The sequence below is a fragment of the Aestuariivirga sp. genome (assembly GCF_044238155.1).
In the GTDB taxonomy this organism is placed as follows: domain Bacteria; phylum Pseudomonadota; class Alphaproteobacteria; order Rhizobiales; family Aestuariivirgaceae; genus Aestuariivirga.
Window position 1 is genome coordinate 1 of the sequence record NZ_JBIIDX010000097.1, and the last position, 13,871, is coordinate 13,871.

A 13,871-nucleotide genomic window follows, 5' to 3' on the forward strand; every position below is an offset into this window, starting at 1 on the left:
ATGTGCTGCGGCCCCCTGATCAGGTCGTCCCAGGCCACGGCTCGCCCATCGAGCCGGAAGCGCCAATGAGGCTTGCGGCCCTCGGCCTCGAGGCGGGCCCTGTCGTCGGCGGAAAGCTTCAGGGCGGCGCGATCATAGACAGGCGGGGCCCCGCGCGCCATCTGCCGCTTGCGGCGGCGGTCGAGTTCGTCAGCTGTTTCATAGCAGGGATAAAGGCGGCCTGAGGCGCGCAGCGCACCGGCCAGCTCGTCATAGCGGGCAAAGCGTTTCGATTGCCATTCGACGCGTTGCGAACGGATGCCGAGCCACTCCAGATCGGCGGCGATGCCATCGGCAAACTCCTGTGTGGAGCGCGCGGTATCGGTATCGTCATAGCGCAGCACGAACTGGCCGCCGGACTTGAGTGCAAACAGCCAGTTGAGAATGGCGGTGCGGGCATTGCCGATGTGAATGCGCCCGGTGGGCGAGGGCGCGAAGCGGACGACGGTCATGTCAGCGCCCGTCCCGGAAGGCGTTGGTGATGGGGTAGCGCCGGTCACGCCCGAAATTGCGCCGGGTGATCTTGACACCGGGCGCGGCCTGCCGGCGCTTGTATTCGGCCACGTAGAGCATGTGCTGCACGCGCCGCACCAAAGCCTCGTCATAGCCCGATCCGGCCACAATCTCGGCGACCGGCATCTCATGCTCGACCAGACCCTCGAGGATCACGTCGAGAACCTCATAGGGCGGCAGCGAGTCCTGATCCGTCTGATCGGGGCGCAGCTCCGCCGAAGGCGCGCGGGTGATGATACGCTCCGGGATCACCCGGTCCTGCCTGTTGCGCCAGTTGGCCAGGCGATAGACCTCGGTCTTGTAGACATCCTTGATCGGGTTGTAGCCGCCGTTCATGTCGCCATAGAGGGTTGCATAGCCCACCGACATCTCAGACTTGTTGCCGGTTGTCAGAACCATCGAGCCAAACTTGTTGGAGATGGCCATCAGGATCACGCCGCGGCTGCGCGACTGGAGGTTCTCTTCTGTGATGCCGGGCGGCGTTCCCTCGAACAAAGGGCCGAGTGCGGCGAGAAAGCCTTCGACTGGCTGCTTGATCGGCACCACGTCATAGCGCACGCCCAGAAGTCTGGCGCATTCCTCGGCATCTACGAGGCTTTCGCGGCTGGTGTAGGCATAGGGCAGCATCACGCAATGCACCTTGTCCTTGCCGAGCGCATCAACCGCCATGGCCGCGACCACGGCTGAGTCGATGCCGCCTGACAGTCCCAATACCACGCCGGGAAACCTGTTCTTCAGCACATAGTCGCGCAGGCCCAGAACGCAGGCATTCCAGGTTTCCTCTTCCTTTTCCGGCAGCGGCTCGATCTCGCCCGGCATGCAGTGCCAGCCGTCTGGCCCGCGCTGCCATTCGGTGAGTGCGATCTGCTCCCGGAACATTGGCAATTGCCAGGCCAGCGAACGGTCGGCATTGATGATGAATGACGCGCCGTCGAACACGAGCTCGTCCTGGCCACCCACCTGATTGAGATAGGCCATCGGCAGGCCGGTCTCGGTGACGCGTGCGACGACGAGGTTCAGGCGCACGTCATCCTTGTTGCGTTCGAAGGGTGAGCCATTTGGCACGAGAAGGATTTCCGCCCCGGTCTCCGACAGGGTCTCGCAGGTTTCCGCCGTCCAGATATCCTCGCAGATCGGAACGCCAAGCCGCACCCCCTTGAAGGCAATGGGGCCGGGCGCGGGACCGGGGTCGAAGACGCGCTTTTCGTCAAACACGCCATAGTTGGGCAGGTCGAACTTGTGGCGCAGGGTCTCGATCCGGCCATTGGCCAGAAGCGCCACTGAATTGTGCAGCTTGCCATTCTCGCGCCAGGGCAGGCCGATCAGGATGGCGGGGCCGCCGGCCGTGTCGCGGGCCAGTGATTCGACGGCTTCGCGGCAGGCATCCACGAAAGATGGCCGCAGCACCAGGTCTTCCGGCGGGTAGCCGCAGATGAACAGTTCTGGAAACAGGATAAGGTCTGCCTCCGGCGCCTCCCAGAGCACTTCGCGGGCCCGTGCGAGATTCTCGCCGATCGCTCCCAGAGTGGGGTTCACCTGGGCGAGCGCGATGATGAGCTTGTCGGTCATGAGTGTCTTGTAGCGGAACAAGGAGTGGCCTTCAATTGCGTGGCGTTGACGGCGCATCATCAATGCGGGAGAAGGGTAGTCAGATAACCTGTGCCGAAATCAGGGATTGCCTGCCATGCGCCTCGAGAATGAGAAGCCGGACTATGACAGCATCGAGGATCGTCGTGGCCAGGGCGGGGGCTTTCGCGTTCCGGGTGGCGGCCGCGGCCGGCGTATCGTCATCCCGATGGGCGGGCAGCGGGCCGGTGGCTTCAGTCTCAAGACGATCGTGTTTCTCGTCATCCTATATTTCGTCCTGAAGCTGATGGGAATCGATCTGCTGCAGGAGTTCAATCAGCCTGGCGGGCCAGCGCCGCGGGGCGGAAGTGACAGCTCGATCACCATTCCCGGCACTCGGCTCGACACGGCGCCCGATCAGGGCGCCTCCACCGGGCCAGGCACCGGCAAGGCCAATGTCCAGACGGCTGACGCGGGCAAAGAGTTCGTCGCCCGCGTCCTCGGGTCCAGCAATCGGGTGTGGACGGGCATTTTCCAGCAGTTGGGTGAAACCTACGCCAAGCCGAAGCTTGTTCTGTTCAATGGCGATGTACAGTCGGCCTGTGGCATGGCGCAGTCAGCGATGGGACCTTTCTATTGTCCGCCTGACAAGATGATCTACATCGATCTCAGTTTCTATGAGGACATGAAGAACTCACTTGGTGCGCCCGGCGATTTTGCCCAGGCCTATGTGATCGCCCACGAGGTCGGCCATCACGTCCAGAACCTGTTCGGTATCGCCAGCGCAGTTGCCGCAAAACGCATGCGATCCTCCGAGGCTGAGGGCAATGCCCTTTCGGTACGCCTGGAGTTGCAGGCAGATTGTCTGGCTGGAATTTGGGCTGCCGAAGCCAGTGCGTCTGCCAATCTCCTCGAGGATGGCGACATCGAGGAAGGCCTCAATGCGGCGTCTGCAATTGGTGATGATCGATTGCAGCGCCGCTCCCAGGGCTATGTGGTGCCAGAATCCTTCACCCACGGCAGTTCCGAACAGCGGGTGCGCTGGTTCAAGCGCGGGCTTCAGGCGCAGAGCCTCAGCGATTGCGACACCTTCAGCACGGACAGTCTCTGAGCTGAGCCGGTATTGACCAAAATCAAGGTGCCGACCTGGTTTCCCGCCTAAGGCTTGTCCACCGTCGTGACAACGGCAGACACTGGAGGGATGGATGAGCAAGAAGATTCTCTGCGCCACGGATGGCACCGATCATTCCGCGCATGCCATTGAGCTGGCGGCGCAGTTGGCTGCGAAGATGGGCGCGAAGCTAGCCATTTGCGCGGTCAATGTCGCACACGGCGGGGCCCGCGGCCCGCTGATCTACCACTGGGAAGACGATCAGGTGAAGAAGCTGCTTGATTCGGCCGCTGCTGCCGCGCGCAAGGCGGGTGCGCACGCGGTCGAGGAGGTGGCGCTCAGGAGCCGTGAAGCATCGGCCGCCATCGTGCACTATGCAGAGGAAAACGGGTTTGATCACATCGTGGTCGGCACCGGCGACAAGCGCGGTGTCTCTCGGCTCGTTCTGGGGTCGGTCGCCGCCGATGTGGCTGGCCGTGCCCACTGCAGCGTGACCATCGCCCGCTGAGGCGGGGTTCGCTCTTGTGCATCGCTCTGGCTTGGCGCAAATAGCGGCGGGGCCAGAGGGTGCTTGGGCGTGAGCGGAGACCGCGAAATCCTGCAGAAGTTGTTTGCGGTCGCCGTCGATGCGGCCAATCCTGTCATGGCGGTTGCGCGCAATCTGCCCGCACCGCCCCGGGGCCGGACGGTTGTCATCGCGGCGGGCAAGGCGGCCATTCCGATGGCAGCAGCAGTGGAGGCGAACTGGCAGGGTCAGCTGGAGGGCCTGGTCATCGCGCCGCATGGCTATGACCATGATCTGAGCCGTCTCGAGATCATGCATGCCAGCCATCCGGTGCCGGACCAGTCCAGCCTGGTTGCTGCCGACAGGGCCCTGGCGCTGGCTGCTACGCTGGGCCCAGATGATCTTTTGATCGCGTTGATTTCGGGAGGGGCGTCGGCGCTGATGTCGAAGCCCGTGCCCGGCATTTCGATTGCCGAGAAATTTGCCCTCGTGAAGGCGGTGCTGGGCTGCGGAGCCAACATTGCCGAGCTGAATTGCGTGCGCAAGCAGATCTCCGCCATCAAGGGCGGGCGGCTGGCGCGGGCAGCCGGATGCGCCCGCATTCATACGCTCGCCCTCTCGGATGTGCCGGGCGATGATCCCGCCATCATCGGCTCTGGCCCGACGGTGGCCGATCCCACCCGCAAGGCAGATGCGCGCGCCATACTCGAGCGTTATCGCGTGCCGGTGCCGGCGGCCGTGCGCGATTGGCTTTCCAGCCCTGATGAAGACCGAGGCATTCTCAGTCCCCTCCTGGAAACCCGCGTGATTGTCTCTCCGCACCAGTCATTCGCGGCTGTGCGCCGCGAGGCGGCTGCGATGGGGCTCAATGTGCTTTATCTCGGCGACCGGATCGAGGGCGAGGCGCGCGATGTGGCCAAGGTGCACGCCGCCATTGCGCTCGAAATCGCTGCCCGTGGCGAACCCGCCCGCAAGCCATGTTTATTGCTCTCTGGCGGCGAGACCAGCGTCACGGTGCGCGGCAGGGGCCGGGGTGGCCGCAACGTCGAATTCCTGCTGGCTCTGGCCATTGCGCTGTCTGGTTCCCAGTCCATGCATGCGCTCGCTGCCGACACAGACGGCATTGATGGCATGGAACCGATCGCCGGGGCCTGGATCGGACCTGACAGTCTCGACCGGGCACGCGCCCTCGGACTCGATCCCATGTCCTTTCTGGCCAACAATGATGCCCACAGCCTGTTCGAAAGGCTGGGCAAACAGTTAGTCACTGGCCCCACTCACACGAATGTCAATGATTTTCGTGCCATCTTGATCCGCTGATCGCTGCGCTCCTTATTCCACTTTTGCGAACTCGTTTCACATGTTAGCCTTCGCCCTCCCGGGCCATCGGAAGCCCGGCAGGGCGAAGTGACAGGGAGAGTCCGCAAACCATGGGCCGTCTCACGACACATGTTCTCGACACGGCCGCAGGCAAGCCCGCCGCCGGGTTGAGGATCGAACTTTTCCGGCTCGGTGACACGGACCCGCTTCGCACCCTGACGACCAATCCTGATGGCCGTGCCGATGCGCCGCTGCTCGAAGGTGAGAGTCTCGCGGCTGGTCAGTATGAGTTGCGCTTTCATGCGGGCGATTACCTGCGGGCCCAGGGAACACGGCTCCCTGAGCCAGCCTTTCTCGATGTCATTCCCGTTCGGTTCGGCATTGCCGATGCGACGGCGCATTATCATGTGCCGCTGCTGCTTTCGCCTTACGGCTATTCCACCTATCGCGGAAGCTGACAGCCAATGACACGGCGTTCGTCCATCCGTTTTCTGCGTCGCGGTGAGGTCGTCGAAGTGGCCGATGTGCCGCCGATGCGCACGGTCCTCGACTACCTCAGACTGGATCTGCGCGAGCGCGGCACCAAGGAAGGCTGCAATGAGGGTGATTGCGGCGCCTGTACGGTAGCGCTGGGCAGCCTGCGTGATGGCCGCGTCGTCTATCAGCCCGTCAATGCCTGCATTCTGCTTCTCGGGCAGCTCGATGGCAAGGAGTTGGTCACCGTCGATGACCTGTCCCGAGATGGCCGGCTCCATCCGGTGCAGCAGGCGATGGTTGACCATCATGGTTCGCAGTGCGGCTTCTGCACGCCAGGTTTCATCATGGCGCTCTTTGCCCTGTATCACGCCGGGCATGCACCGACCCGCGAGGAGATCGTCTCGCATCTTGCGGGCAATCTCTGCCGCTGCACCGGCTACCGGCCGATCGTTGCCGCAGCAGAGGCCTGTTGCTCCGGCACGGCGGCTGACGGTTGGGCGCGGGGCGCGGTGGCGGCCGCAAGAACCCTGGCAGCGCTCAATGACGGCACAGATCTATTCGTCGGCACGCCGGACAGTTTCATCGCCAGGCCGGCTCAGGCTGAAACGCTTGCCCAGTTGGCCGCCAGCCATCCGGATGCCGTCATCGTGTCGGGCGCGACCGATGTCGGGCTGTGGATCACCAAGCAGCTGCGCGACCTTCCCAAGATCATCCTGACCGGAGGCGTCACCTCGCTGCATGCCGTGGCTGAACGCCGTGACCATGTCGCGATCGGCGCTGCGGCGACCTATGAAGAAGCCTCGGAGGCGCTCGCCGCCATTGATCCGGACATCGGTGATGTGCTGTCGAGGCTTGGTTCGACTCAGGTGCGGGCCTCGGGCACGGTGGGCGGCAACATTGCCAATGGCTCGCCCATCGGCGACATGCCGCCGATGCTGATCGCCCTCGGCGCCACGCTGACACTGCGCCAGGGCCATCAAGAGCGCACGCTGCCGCTCGAGCAGTTCTTCATCGCCTATGGCCGCCAGGATCGTGCGCCGGGGGAGCTGGTCTGGCGCATTGACGTGCCAAGGCTGAATACGGATGAGGCCTTTCGGGCCTACAAGATCTCCAAGCGCTTCGATCAGGATATTTCAGCTGTGATGGCGGCCTTCAAGTTCCGGCTCGACGGCCGGCGCATCGCATCGGCCCGGATCGCCTGCGGTGGCATGGCGGCAACCCCGAAGCGAGCCGCACGGGCCGAGGCAGCTCTTGTCGGGGTTTCGCTCGATAGCCCTGCAGACTGGCAGGCGGCGCTCGATGGGCTGAATGCCGACTATGCGCCAATATCGGACATGCGCGCATCGGCGACCTATCGCATGCAGGTCGTGCAGGGCCTGCTGCGCAAGGCGCTGATGGAGCTGGCGGGGCATAAGGCCACGCGGCTTCTGGGCGCGCGCGGAGTGCTGGCCTCATGACCGCAAAGCGCCGCAGTCCGAAGCCTGTAACCGTCGGCAAGACCTTGGTCCATGACAGCGCCGCACTGCATGTGCAGGGAAGCGCGGTTTACGTGGATGACATCCGTGAGCCTGAAGGCCTCGTGCATGTCTATCCCGGATTCGCAGGCGACGCGGCACGCGGCACGATCACCGCGCTTGATCTTGCCGCGGTCAGGTCAGCGGCTGGTGTCATCGCGGTGCTGACCGCGCGTGATATCCCGGGCGTCAACGACTGCAGCCCGTCGGTTGGGGGCGACCCGATTCTTGCCGATGGCGAGATCATCTATCATGGCCAGCCGGTCTTCGCGGTGGTGGCTGAAACGCGCGAGGCCGCCCGGCGTGCAGCGAGGCTCGCGAAGATCGGGGTTGTTGTGGAGGCGCCCGCGGTCACGATCGAGGACGCTTTGGCTCAAGACACCCGGGATGTGGGCGAGCCCTATGCCTTTGTTCGCGGCGATGCTGCAAAGGCAGTCGGGGCGGCGCCGCACCGGCTATCGGAAAGTTTCCGAATCGGCGGGCAGGAGCATTTCTATCTCGAAGGCCAGGTGAGCCTGGCGGTGCCTGAGGAACATGGCGGCATGACCGTGCATTGCTCCACCCAGCACCCGTCCGAGGTGCAGCACCTGGTTTCGCACATGCTGCATGTTCCCGCCGCGCGGGTCACGGTGGAGTGCCGGCGCATGGGCGGGGCGTTTGGCGGCAAGGAGAGCCAGGCGGCGCAGTGGGCCTGCCTCGCTGCGCTCGCCGCGCAGGTGACTTGCCGCCCCGCCAAGTGCCGCCTTGATCGCGATGAAGACATGATCATGACTGGCAAGCGCCATGACTTCCGTGTTGATTACAAGGCGGGCTTCGACCGGCGCGGGCGCTTGCTGGGTGTTGATGCCGATCTGCTCGCACGCTGCGGCTGCTCGGCCGATCTCAGCAATGCGATCTGCGACCGGGCCATGTTCCACGCCGACAACGCCTATTTCTATCCCGCCGCCCGCATTGCCACGCGCCGCCTGCGCACCCACACGGTCTCAAACACCGCCTTCCGGGGTTTTGGCGGGCCGCAGGGCATGCTGTTTGCCGAGCGGATGATGGAGGCAATCGCGATTGAGACCGGGCAGGACGCGCTCGACGTGCGGAAGATCAATCTCTACGGCGGCAAGCGCGTCACCACGCCCTATGGCATGAAGGTCGGGGATAACATCGCGCCCGAGATCATCGCCCGGCTCGAAAAGACCTCTGACTATCGTGCCCGGCGCCGCGAGATTGCGGCCTTCAATGCCGAAAACCCGATCCTTCGCAGGGGACTGTCGCTGACGCCAGTCAAGTTCGGCATTTCCTTCACACTCACCCATCTCAACCAGGCTGGCGCGCTTGTGCATGTCTATACCGATGGTTCGGTGCATCTCAACCATGGCGGCACCGAAATGGGGCAGGGGCTCTACACCAAGGTGGCGCAGGTGGTTGCCGAAGAGTTCGGGATCGACGCCTCGGCTGTCCGGATCACTGCCACGACCACTGGCAAGGTGCCGAACACCTCGGCAACGGCAGCCTCTTCGGGCGCCGACCTCAACGGCATGGCGGCGCGCCAGGCGGCGGCCATCATCCGTGGCAGGCTCACGGATTTTGCCTCCAGGCGCTGGAAGACCCCCAAGAGCAGGATTCGTTTCTTAGGCGGTCAGGTGCTGGTCGGCAACCGTGCCGTGGGTTTCGGCGAACTGGCGCGTCTTGCCCACATGGGGCGGATTTCCCTCTCCGCGACCGGCTTCTATGCGACGCCGAAGATCGCCTGGGACCGGGCCAGAGCCAAAGGCCGGCCATTCTTTTATTTTGCCTATGGCGCAGCCTGTTCCGAGGTCCTGATCGATACGCTGACCGGAGAGATGAAGCTGCTTCGCGCCGATCTCCTTCATGACGTGGGCCTATCGCTCAACCCCGGCATCGACATAGGCCAGGTTGAGGGTGGATTTGTGCAGGGCATGGGCTGGCTCACCACGGAAGAGCTTGTCTATGACGCCAAGGGCCGCCTGCGCACCCATGCGCCGGCAACCTACAAGATTCCGTGTGCATCCGACGTGCCGGCTGACTTCCGCGTGGCGCTGCATCAGTCCGGCGGCAACAAGGAAGACACGATCTACCGCTCCAAGGCGGTTGGCGAGCCGCCGCTGATGCTTGGCATTTCGGTCTGGACGGCGGTGTTCGATGCCATCGCGAGCCTCCGGCCGCAGCGCATCCCGCCGCTCGATGCTCCGGCCACGCCCGAGGCGATCCTGCGCGCTGTCAGGGCCATGACGGAATGAATGTCTGGGCTCTCATCGCAGGGGCCATTGCCAGGCAGGGCTCCTGTGCAATGGTCAGTGTGATCCGCACCGAGGGCTCTGCGCCGCGCGAGGCAGGCGCGCGCATGGTGGTCAGTGCCGAGGGCTTTCACGGCACCATCGGCGGTGGTGCTCTCGAATGGAAGGCGCTTGCAGCGGCCCAGGGCCTTCTCGGCAAGCCGCGTCAGGTGAAGCTCATGCATCAGTCGCTCGGCCCCGATCTCGGCCAGTGCTGCGGCGGGCGCGTCTCGCTGGCCATCGAAAGCTTTGATGCAGCGTATCTGCCGGAGGTCGAGGCCAATGCCGCGCGCGAGGCGCTTGGTTCATTCGTGCTGGCAGGCCGCATTCCCGGGATCGACGCCGTTGAACAGTTTGGGGCTTGCCACCGCCAGGTTCTGGTGTTTGGCGCGGGTCACGTGGGGCGCGCCCTGATCCTGGCGCTTGCATCCCTGCCCTTTGACGTGATCTGGGCCGATCCGCGTCGCGAGAGCTTTCCTGCTGCCATGCCACAGAACGTCTCCGGATTTGCCGGACATCCGCTGGAGGTCGTCGCCAGCGCCAGGCCCGGGGCGCTTGCCTTCATCATGACTCACTCGCACGCGCTCGATCTGGAGCTTGCGGCAGCGGCGCTTCGCAACCCCGCCATTGCGGAAGTTGGGGTGATCGGCAGCGCCACCAAGCGCGCACGCTTTGAAAGGCGCCTTCGTGAGGCCGGCGTGGACCCGGCCAGGATCAATGCCATGATCTGTCCCATCGGCATGGGCGGTATTCGCTCCAAGTTGCCGGCCGCCATCGCAATTTCTGTGGCCGGTCAGGTGATTGCCCTTGATGAGGCATTGTCAGCCCCTGCCTGCCAAGGCATGGTGCAGAGGGGAATCGTCGGCTGAACCATGACTTATCTTCTCGAAGCCCTGAACATCACAAAGGTCTTCGGCACGCTGAAGGCCAATGATGATGTCACGCTGCGGGTGAAGCACGGTGAGATTCACGCCTTTCTCGGTGAGAACGGGGCGGGCAAATCGACGCTCGTCAAGATGATCTACGGCGCGTTGCAGCCCACAACCGGCGAATTCCGCTGGATGGGCAAGCCCGTGAGCGTGCCCAATCCCGCGGCGGCTCGGAAACTCGGCATCGGCATGGTGTTCCAGCATTTCTCGCTGTTCGAGGCGCTGACGGTCGCGGAGAACATCGCGCTCGCCATGCCCGGCGCCTTCGACATGAATGTGCTTTCGGCGCGCATCGCCAGTGTCTCGCGCGATTATGGCCTGCCGCTGCCGCCCACGGCGGTGGTGGCCGATCTCTCGGTGGGCGAGCGCCAGCGCATCGAGATCGTGCGCTGCCTGCTGCAGGAGCCCAAACTGCTGATCATGGACGAGCCCACCGCGGTGCTGACCCCGCAGGAGGCGAACCAGCTGTTCGTCACCCTGCAGCGCCTCGCCTCCGAGGGCTGCGCGGTGATCTATATCAGCCACCGGCTGGAGGAGGTGAAGCGGCTCTGCCACAACGCCACCATCCTGCGCCATGGCAAGGTGGTGGCCAATGTCGATCCCACGCAGGAGACGGCGGCCAGTCTCGCGCGGCTCATGGTGGGTGGCGACATTCATGTGGTGCGGGCCGCCGAACGCGGCGCCGCCGGGTTGCCGCGCCTCAGGCTCGATGGCCTGCGGCTTCCCGCCGACGGGCCCTTCGCGGTGGCGCTCAAGAACATCTCGCTTGATGTGCGGGCCGGCGAAGTGGTGGCGATCGCCGGGGTGGCCGGTAACGGCCAGGCGGAGCTTTTCGACGCGGTATCGGGCGAGCGGCGGCTCGAGTCCGCCGCCATGCTGGCAATCGATGGCAAGCCGGTGGGCCGCGACGGCGTCAATGCCCGGCGCACGCTGGGCGCTGCCTTCGTGCCGGAGGAACGCCTGGGCCATGGCGCGGTGCCGGGCTTTACCCTATCTCAGAACGTGGTGCTGACCCGCCACGCCACGGACCCGGCGCTGGTGCGCTCCGGCTGGCTGAGCAGCGCCGCCGCGTCTGACATCAGCGCGCGCGTCTGCCAGGATTTCGATGTGCGCAAAGGCAAGCCTGATCCGGAAGCGCGGTCGCTCTCCGGCGGCAATCTGCAGAAATTCGTGGTCGGCCGCGAGCTGGACCGTAAGCCTGGCCTGCTGGTGGTGAACCAGCCGACCTGGGGGGTTGATGCCGGCGCCTCGGCCACCATCCGCCAGGCCATCGTCGATCTGGCGCGGCAGGGCTCGGCGGTGCTGGTCATCAGCCAGGACCTCGACGAGATTTTCGAGATCGCCGGCCGCATCGCCGTCATCTCGCGCGGCGAATTGTCGGAGGCCTATGCCGCGGGCGATCTGACCGCCGAAAAGATCGGCCTCCTGATGGCCGGCGCGCATGAAGCGAAGGAGCACGCCCATGCGGCTGGTGCTTGAAAAGCGCCCCGAGCGCTCGGCCGGCATGGCGCTACTCTCGCCCATCATAGCGCTCACGCTCACGGTGATTGCGGGTGGAATGATCTTCGCCCTGCGTGGCCTTGACCCGTTCGAGGCGCTCTACATCTATTTCGTCGAGCCGCTCACCCAGGACTGGGCCCGCGAGCAGCTGATCGTGAAGGCGACCCCGCTCGTGCTGATCGGCGCTGGGCTGGCGGTCAGCTATTCGGCCAATGTGTGGAACATCGGCGCTGAAGGGCAGTTCGTTATCGGTGCGCTGCTCGCTGGCATGATCCCGGTCTTTTTCACCGGCTGGCAGACGCCCGAAGTAATGGTGGTGATGCTGGCGCTGGGTGTCATCGGCGGCATGGCCTGGGCGGCAATTCCGGCATTCCTCAAGACCCGCTTCAGCGCCAACGAGATCCTTACCTCGCTGATGCTGGTCTATGTGGCGCAGTATATCTTCGACTGGCTGGTGCGCGGGCCGTGGCGTGACCCGCAGGGCTTCAACTTCCCCAAGACCGTGAATTTCGATGGCTGGCAGCTGCTGCCGCGCTGGGGCGAGATCCATCTCGGCGCGCTGTTCGCGCTCATTGCGGCATTCGCCCTGTTCCTGATGATGTCGCGCATGCTGAGAGGCTTCGAGCTCAAGGTGCAGGGCGCCGCGCCGCGGGCCGGACGCTTCGCCGGGTTCTCCGGGGCCGGGGCGGTGATGTTCTGCTTTCTGCTGAGCGGCGCGCTGGCCGGGCTCGCCGGCGCCTGTGACGTGATGGGCCTTTCCGGCCAGCTCCAGACGCCTTACGCGCCGAACTACGGCTTCGTCGCGATCATTGTCGCCTTCCTCGGCCGGTTGAACCCGCTGGGCGCCATTGTCGCCGGCCTGCTGCTGGCGCTGAGCTTCATGGGCGGAGAAAACGTGCAAGTGGTGCTCGGCATTTCCGATAAGATCGCCAAGGTGTTCCAGGGCATCCTGCTGTTCTTCCTGCTCGCCTGCGACACCTTGATCCTCTATCGCGTGCGCTTCGAATCCACCCGCCAGCCGGCGGCGCGGACGGCGGGGTAGGGCCATGGATCCGAGTGTTATCTTCATCATCCTCACCGCGGCGACACCGCTTCTGTTCGCGGCGATCGGCGAGCTTGTGGTGGAGCGCTCCGGCGTTTTGAACCTGGGCGTGGAGGGCATGATGATCATGGGCGCGGTCATGGGCTTCGGGGCGGCGCTGTGGACCGGTTCGCCCTGGCTCGGGCTCCTGGCCGCCGTTGCGGCGGGCATGGCGATGTCGCTGCTCTTCGCCTTTCTGACCCTCACGCTCGTTTCGAACCAGGTGGCCACCGGTCTGGCGCTCACGCTGCTGGGACTTGGCCTTTCGGGCCAGATCGGCGAGGCCTTCGTCGGCCAGCCCGGCGTCAAACTGCCGAGCTTCGCCGGCATCGACCCGCTCATTCCGTTCGCCGTGGCGCTCACCTGGGGCGTTTCGTACATGCTGTTCCGCACCAAGGCCGGCCTGATCATCCGGGCGGTGGGCGACAGCCACGCCTCGGCCCATGCGCTGGGCTATAATGTCATTGCCGTCCGTTATCTCTGCGTGCTGTTCGGCGGCGCCTGCGCGGGGCTGGGCGGCGGCTATCTGTCGCTGGTCTACACCCCGCAATGGATCGAGAACATGACCTCGGGCCGCGGCTGGATCGCGCTGGCGCTGGTGGTTTTCGCCTCCTGGCTGCCCTGGCGGACGCTGCTCGGTGCCTATCTTTTCGGCACAATCTCGATCCTGGCCTTCCTGGTCCAAACAAAAGCTTGGGGAATCCCATCGCAGTTCTTGTCTTCGCTGCCCTATATCGTCACCATTGTGGTTCTCGTGATCATCTCCGGCAACCGGATGATGATGAGAAAAAATACGCCGGCCTCCCTGGGCCAGCCGTTTGTGCCTGACCGTTGAGAAATACGACTGAAAAAGGAGACGTCAAACATGAAGAAACTGCTCTTGTCGGCTGCGGCCGCTGTGTTCGGCCTCGCGGCCGCCATGACCTCGGCGGAGGCCAAGACCAAGGCCTGCTGGGTCTATGTCGGCCCGATCGAGGACTTCGGCTGGACCTTCCAGCATCACCAGGGCCTGCTCGCGGTGGAAGCCG

The 13,871-nt window shown here is 64.5% G+C and carries 12 protein-coding genes; 10 read left to right on the forward strand and 2 right to left on the reverse strand.

Going from position 1 to position 13,871, the window contains the following annotated elements; translation table 11 throughout:
• Together ACILRN_RS10960 and ACILRN_RS10965 are read right to left on the reverse strand one after the other, a co-directional pair.
• Positions 1 to 491 (reverse strand): glutamate--tRNA ligase (locus ACILRN_RS10960; RefSeq protein WP_395688241.1); only part of this gene is annotated, 491 nt, incomplete at its 3' end.
• Position 492: 1 nt separating this feature from the next.
• Positions 493 to 2,121, reverse strand: a complete 1,629-nt coding sequence (locus ACILRN_RS10965; RefSeq protein ID WP_395688264.1) for an NAD+ synthase — start codon at positions 2,119 to 2,121, stop codon at positions 493 to 495.
• A 115-nt stretch (positions 2,122 to 2,236) separates the two neighbouring features.
• On the opposite strand from ACILRN_RS10965, the gene ACILRN_RS10970 reads away from it, so the two are divergent.
• From ACILRN_RS10970 to ACILRN_RS11015, 10 genes are all read left to right on the forward strand, one after another.
• The gene (locus ACILRN_RS10970; protein ID WP_395688243.1) at positions 2,237 to 3,229 is read left to right on the forward strand and encodes a neutral zinc metallopeptidase; all 993 of its coding nucleotides are present in this window, start codon (positions 2,237 to 2,239) and stop codon (positions 3,227 to 3,229) included.
• Positions 3,230 to 3,323: 94 nt separating this feature from the next.
• Positions 3,324 to 3,737, forward strand: a complete 414-nt coding sequence (locus ACILRN_RS10975; RefSeq protein ID WP_395688245.1) for a universal stress protein — start codon at positions 3,324 to 3,326, stop codon at positions 3,735 to 3,737.
• A gap of 69 nt (positions 3,738 to 3,806) precedes the next feature.
• A complete protein-coding gene (locus ACILRN_RS10980) occupies positions 3,807 to 5,054 on the forward strand; it encodes a glycerate kinase (protein WP_395688247.1) in 1,248 nt (415 codons plus the stop codon).
• A gap of 110 nt (positions 5,055 to 5,164) precedes the next feature.
• Positions 5,165 to 5,512, forward strand: coding sequence for a hydroxyisourate hydrolase (gene uraH, locus ACILRN_RS10985; protein ID WP_395688249.1), 348 nt, complete (start codon positions 5,165 to 5,167; stop codon positions 5,510 to 5,512).
• Positions 5,513 to 5,518: 6 nt separating this feature from the next.
• Positions 5,519 to 6,988, forward strand: coding sequence for a xanthine dehydrogenase small subunit (gene xdhA / locus ACILRN_RS10990; RefSeq protein ID WP_395688251.1), 1,470 nt, complete (start codon positions 5,519 to 5,521; stop codon positions 6,986 to 6,988).
• On the forward strand, positions 6,985 to 9,297 hold the full coding sequence (gene xdhB / locus ACILRN_RS10995; RefSeq protein WP_395688253.1) for a xanthine dehydrogenase molybdopterin binding subunit: 2,313 nt from the start codon (positions 6,985 to 6,987) through the stop codon (positions 9,295 to 9,297). Before xdhA ends, xdhB begins: the two co-directional genes overlap by 4 nt.
• Entirely contained in the window at positions 9,294 to 10,202 is a 909-nt protein-coding gene (xdhC, locus tag ACILRN_RS11000; protein WP_395688255.1) for a xanthine dehydrogenase accessory protein XdhC, read from the forward strand. Before xdhB ends, xdhC begins: the two co-directional genes overlap by 4 nt.
• Positions 10,203 to 10,205: 3 nt before the next feature.
• Positions 10,206 to 11,741: an ABC transporter ATP-binding protein gene (locus ACILRN_RS11005; RefSeq protein WP_395688257.1), complete on the forward strand. Its 1,536-nt coding sequence runs from the start codon at positions 10,206 to 10,208 to the stop codon at positions 11,739 to 11,741.
• Positions 11,725 to 12,804, forward strand: coding sequence for an ABC transporter permease (locus tag ACILRN_RS11010; RefSeq protein ID WP_395688259.1), 1,080 nt, complete (start codon positions 11,725 to 11,727; stop codon positions 12,802 to 12,804). The genes ACILRN_RS11005 and ACILRN_RS11010 overlap by 17 nt, the downstream gene beginning before the upstream one ends.
• Before the next feature lie 4 nt (positions 12,805 to 12,808).
• Positions 12,809 to 13,678: an ABC transporter permease gene (locus tag ACILRN_RS11015; RefSeq protein WP_395688262.1), complete on the forward strand. Its 870-nt coding sequence runs from the start codon at positions 12,809 to 12,811 to the stop codon at positions 13,676 to 13,678.
• The last annotated feature ends 193 nt before the right edge of the window (positions 13,679 to 13,871 follow it).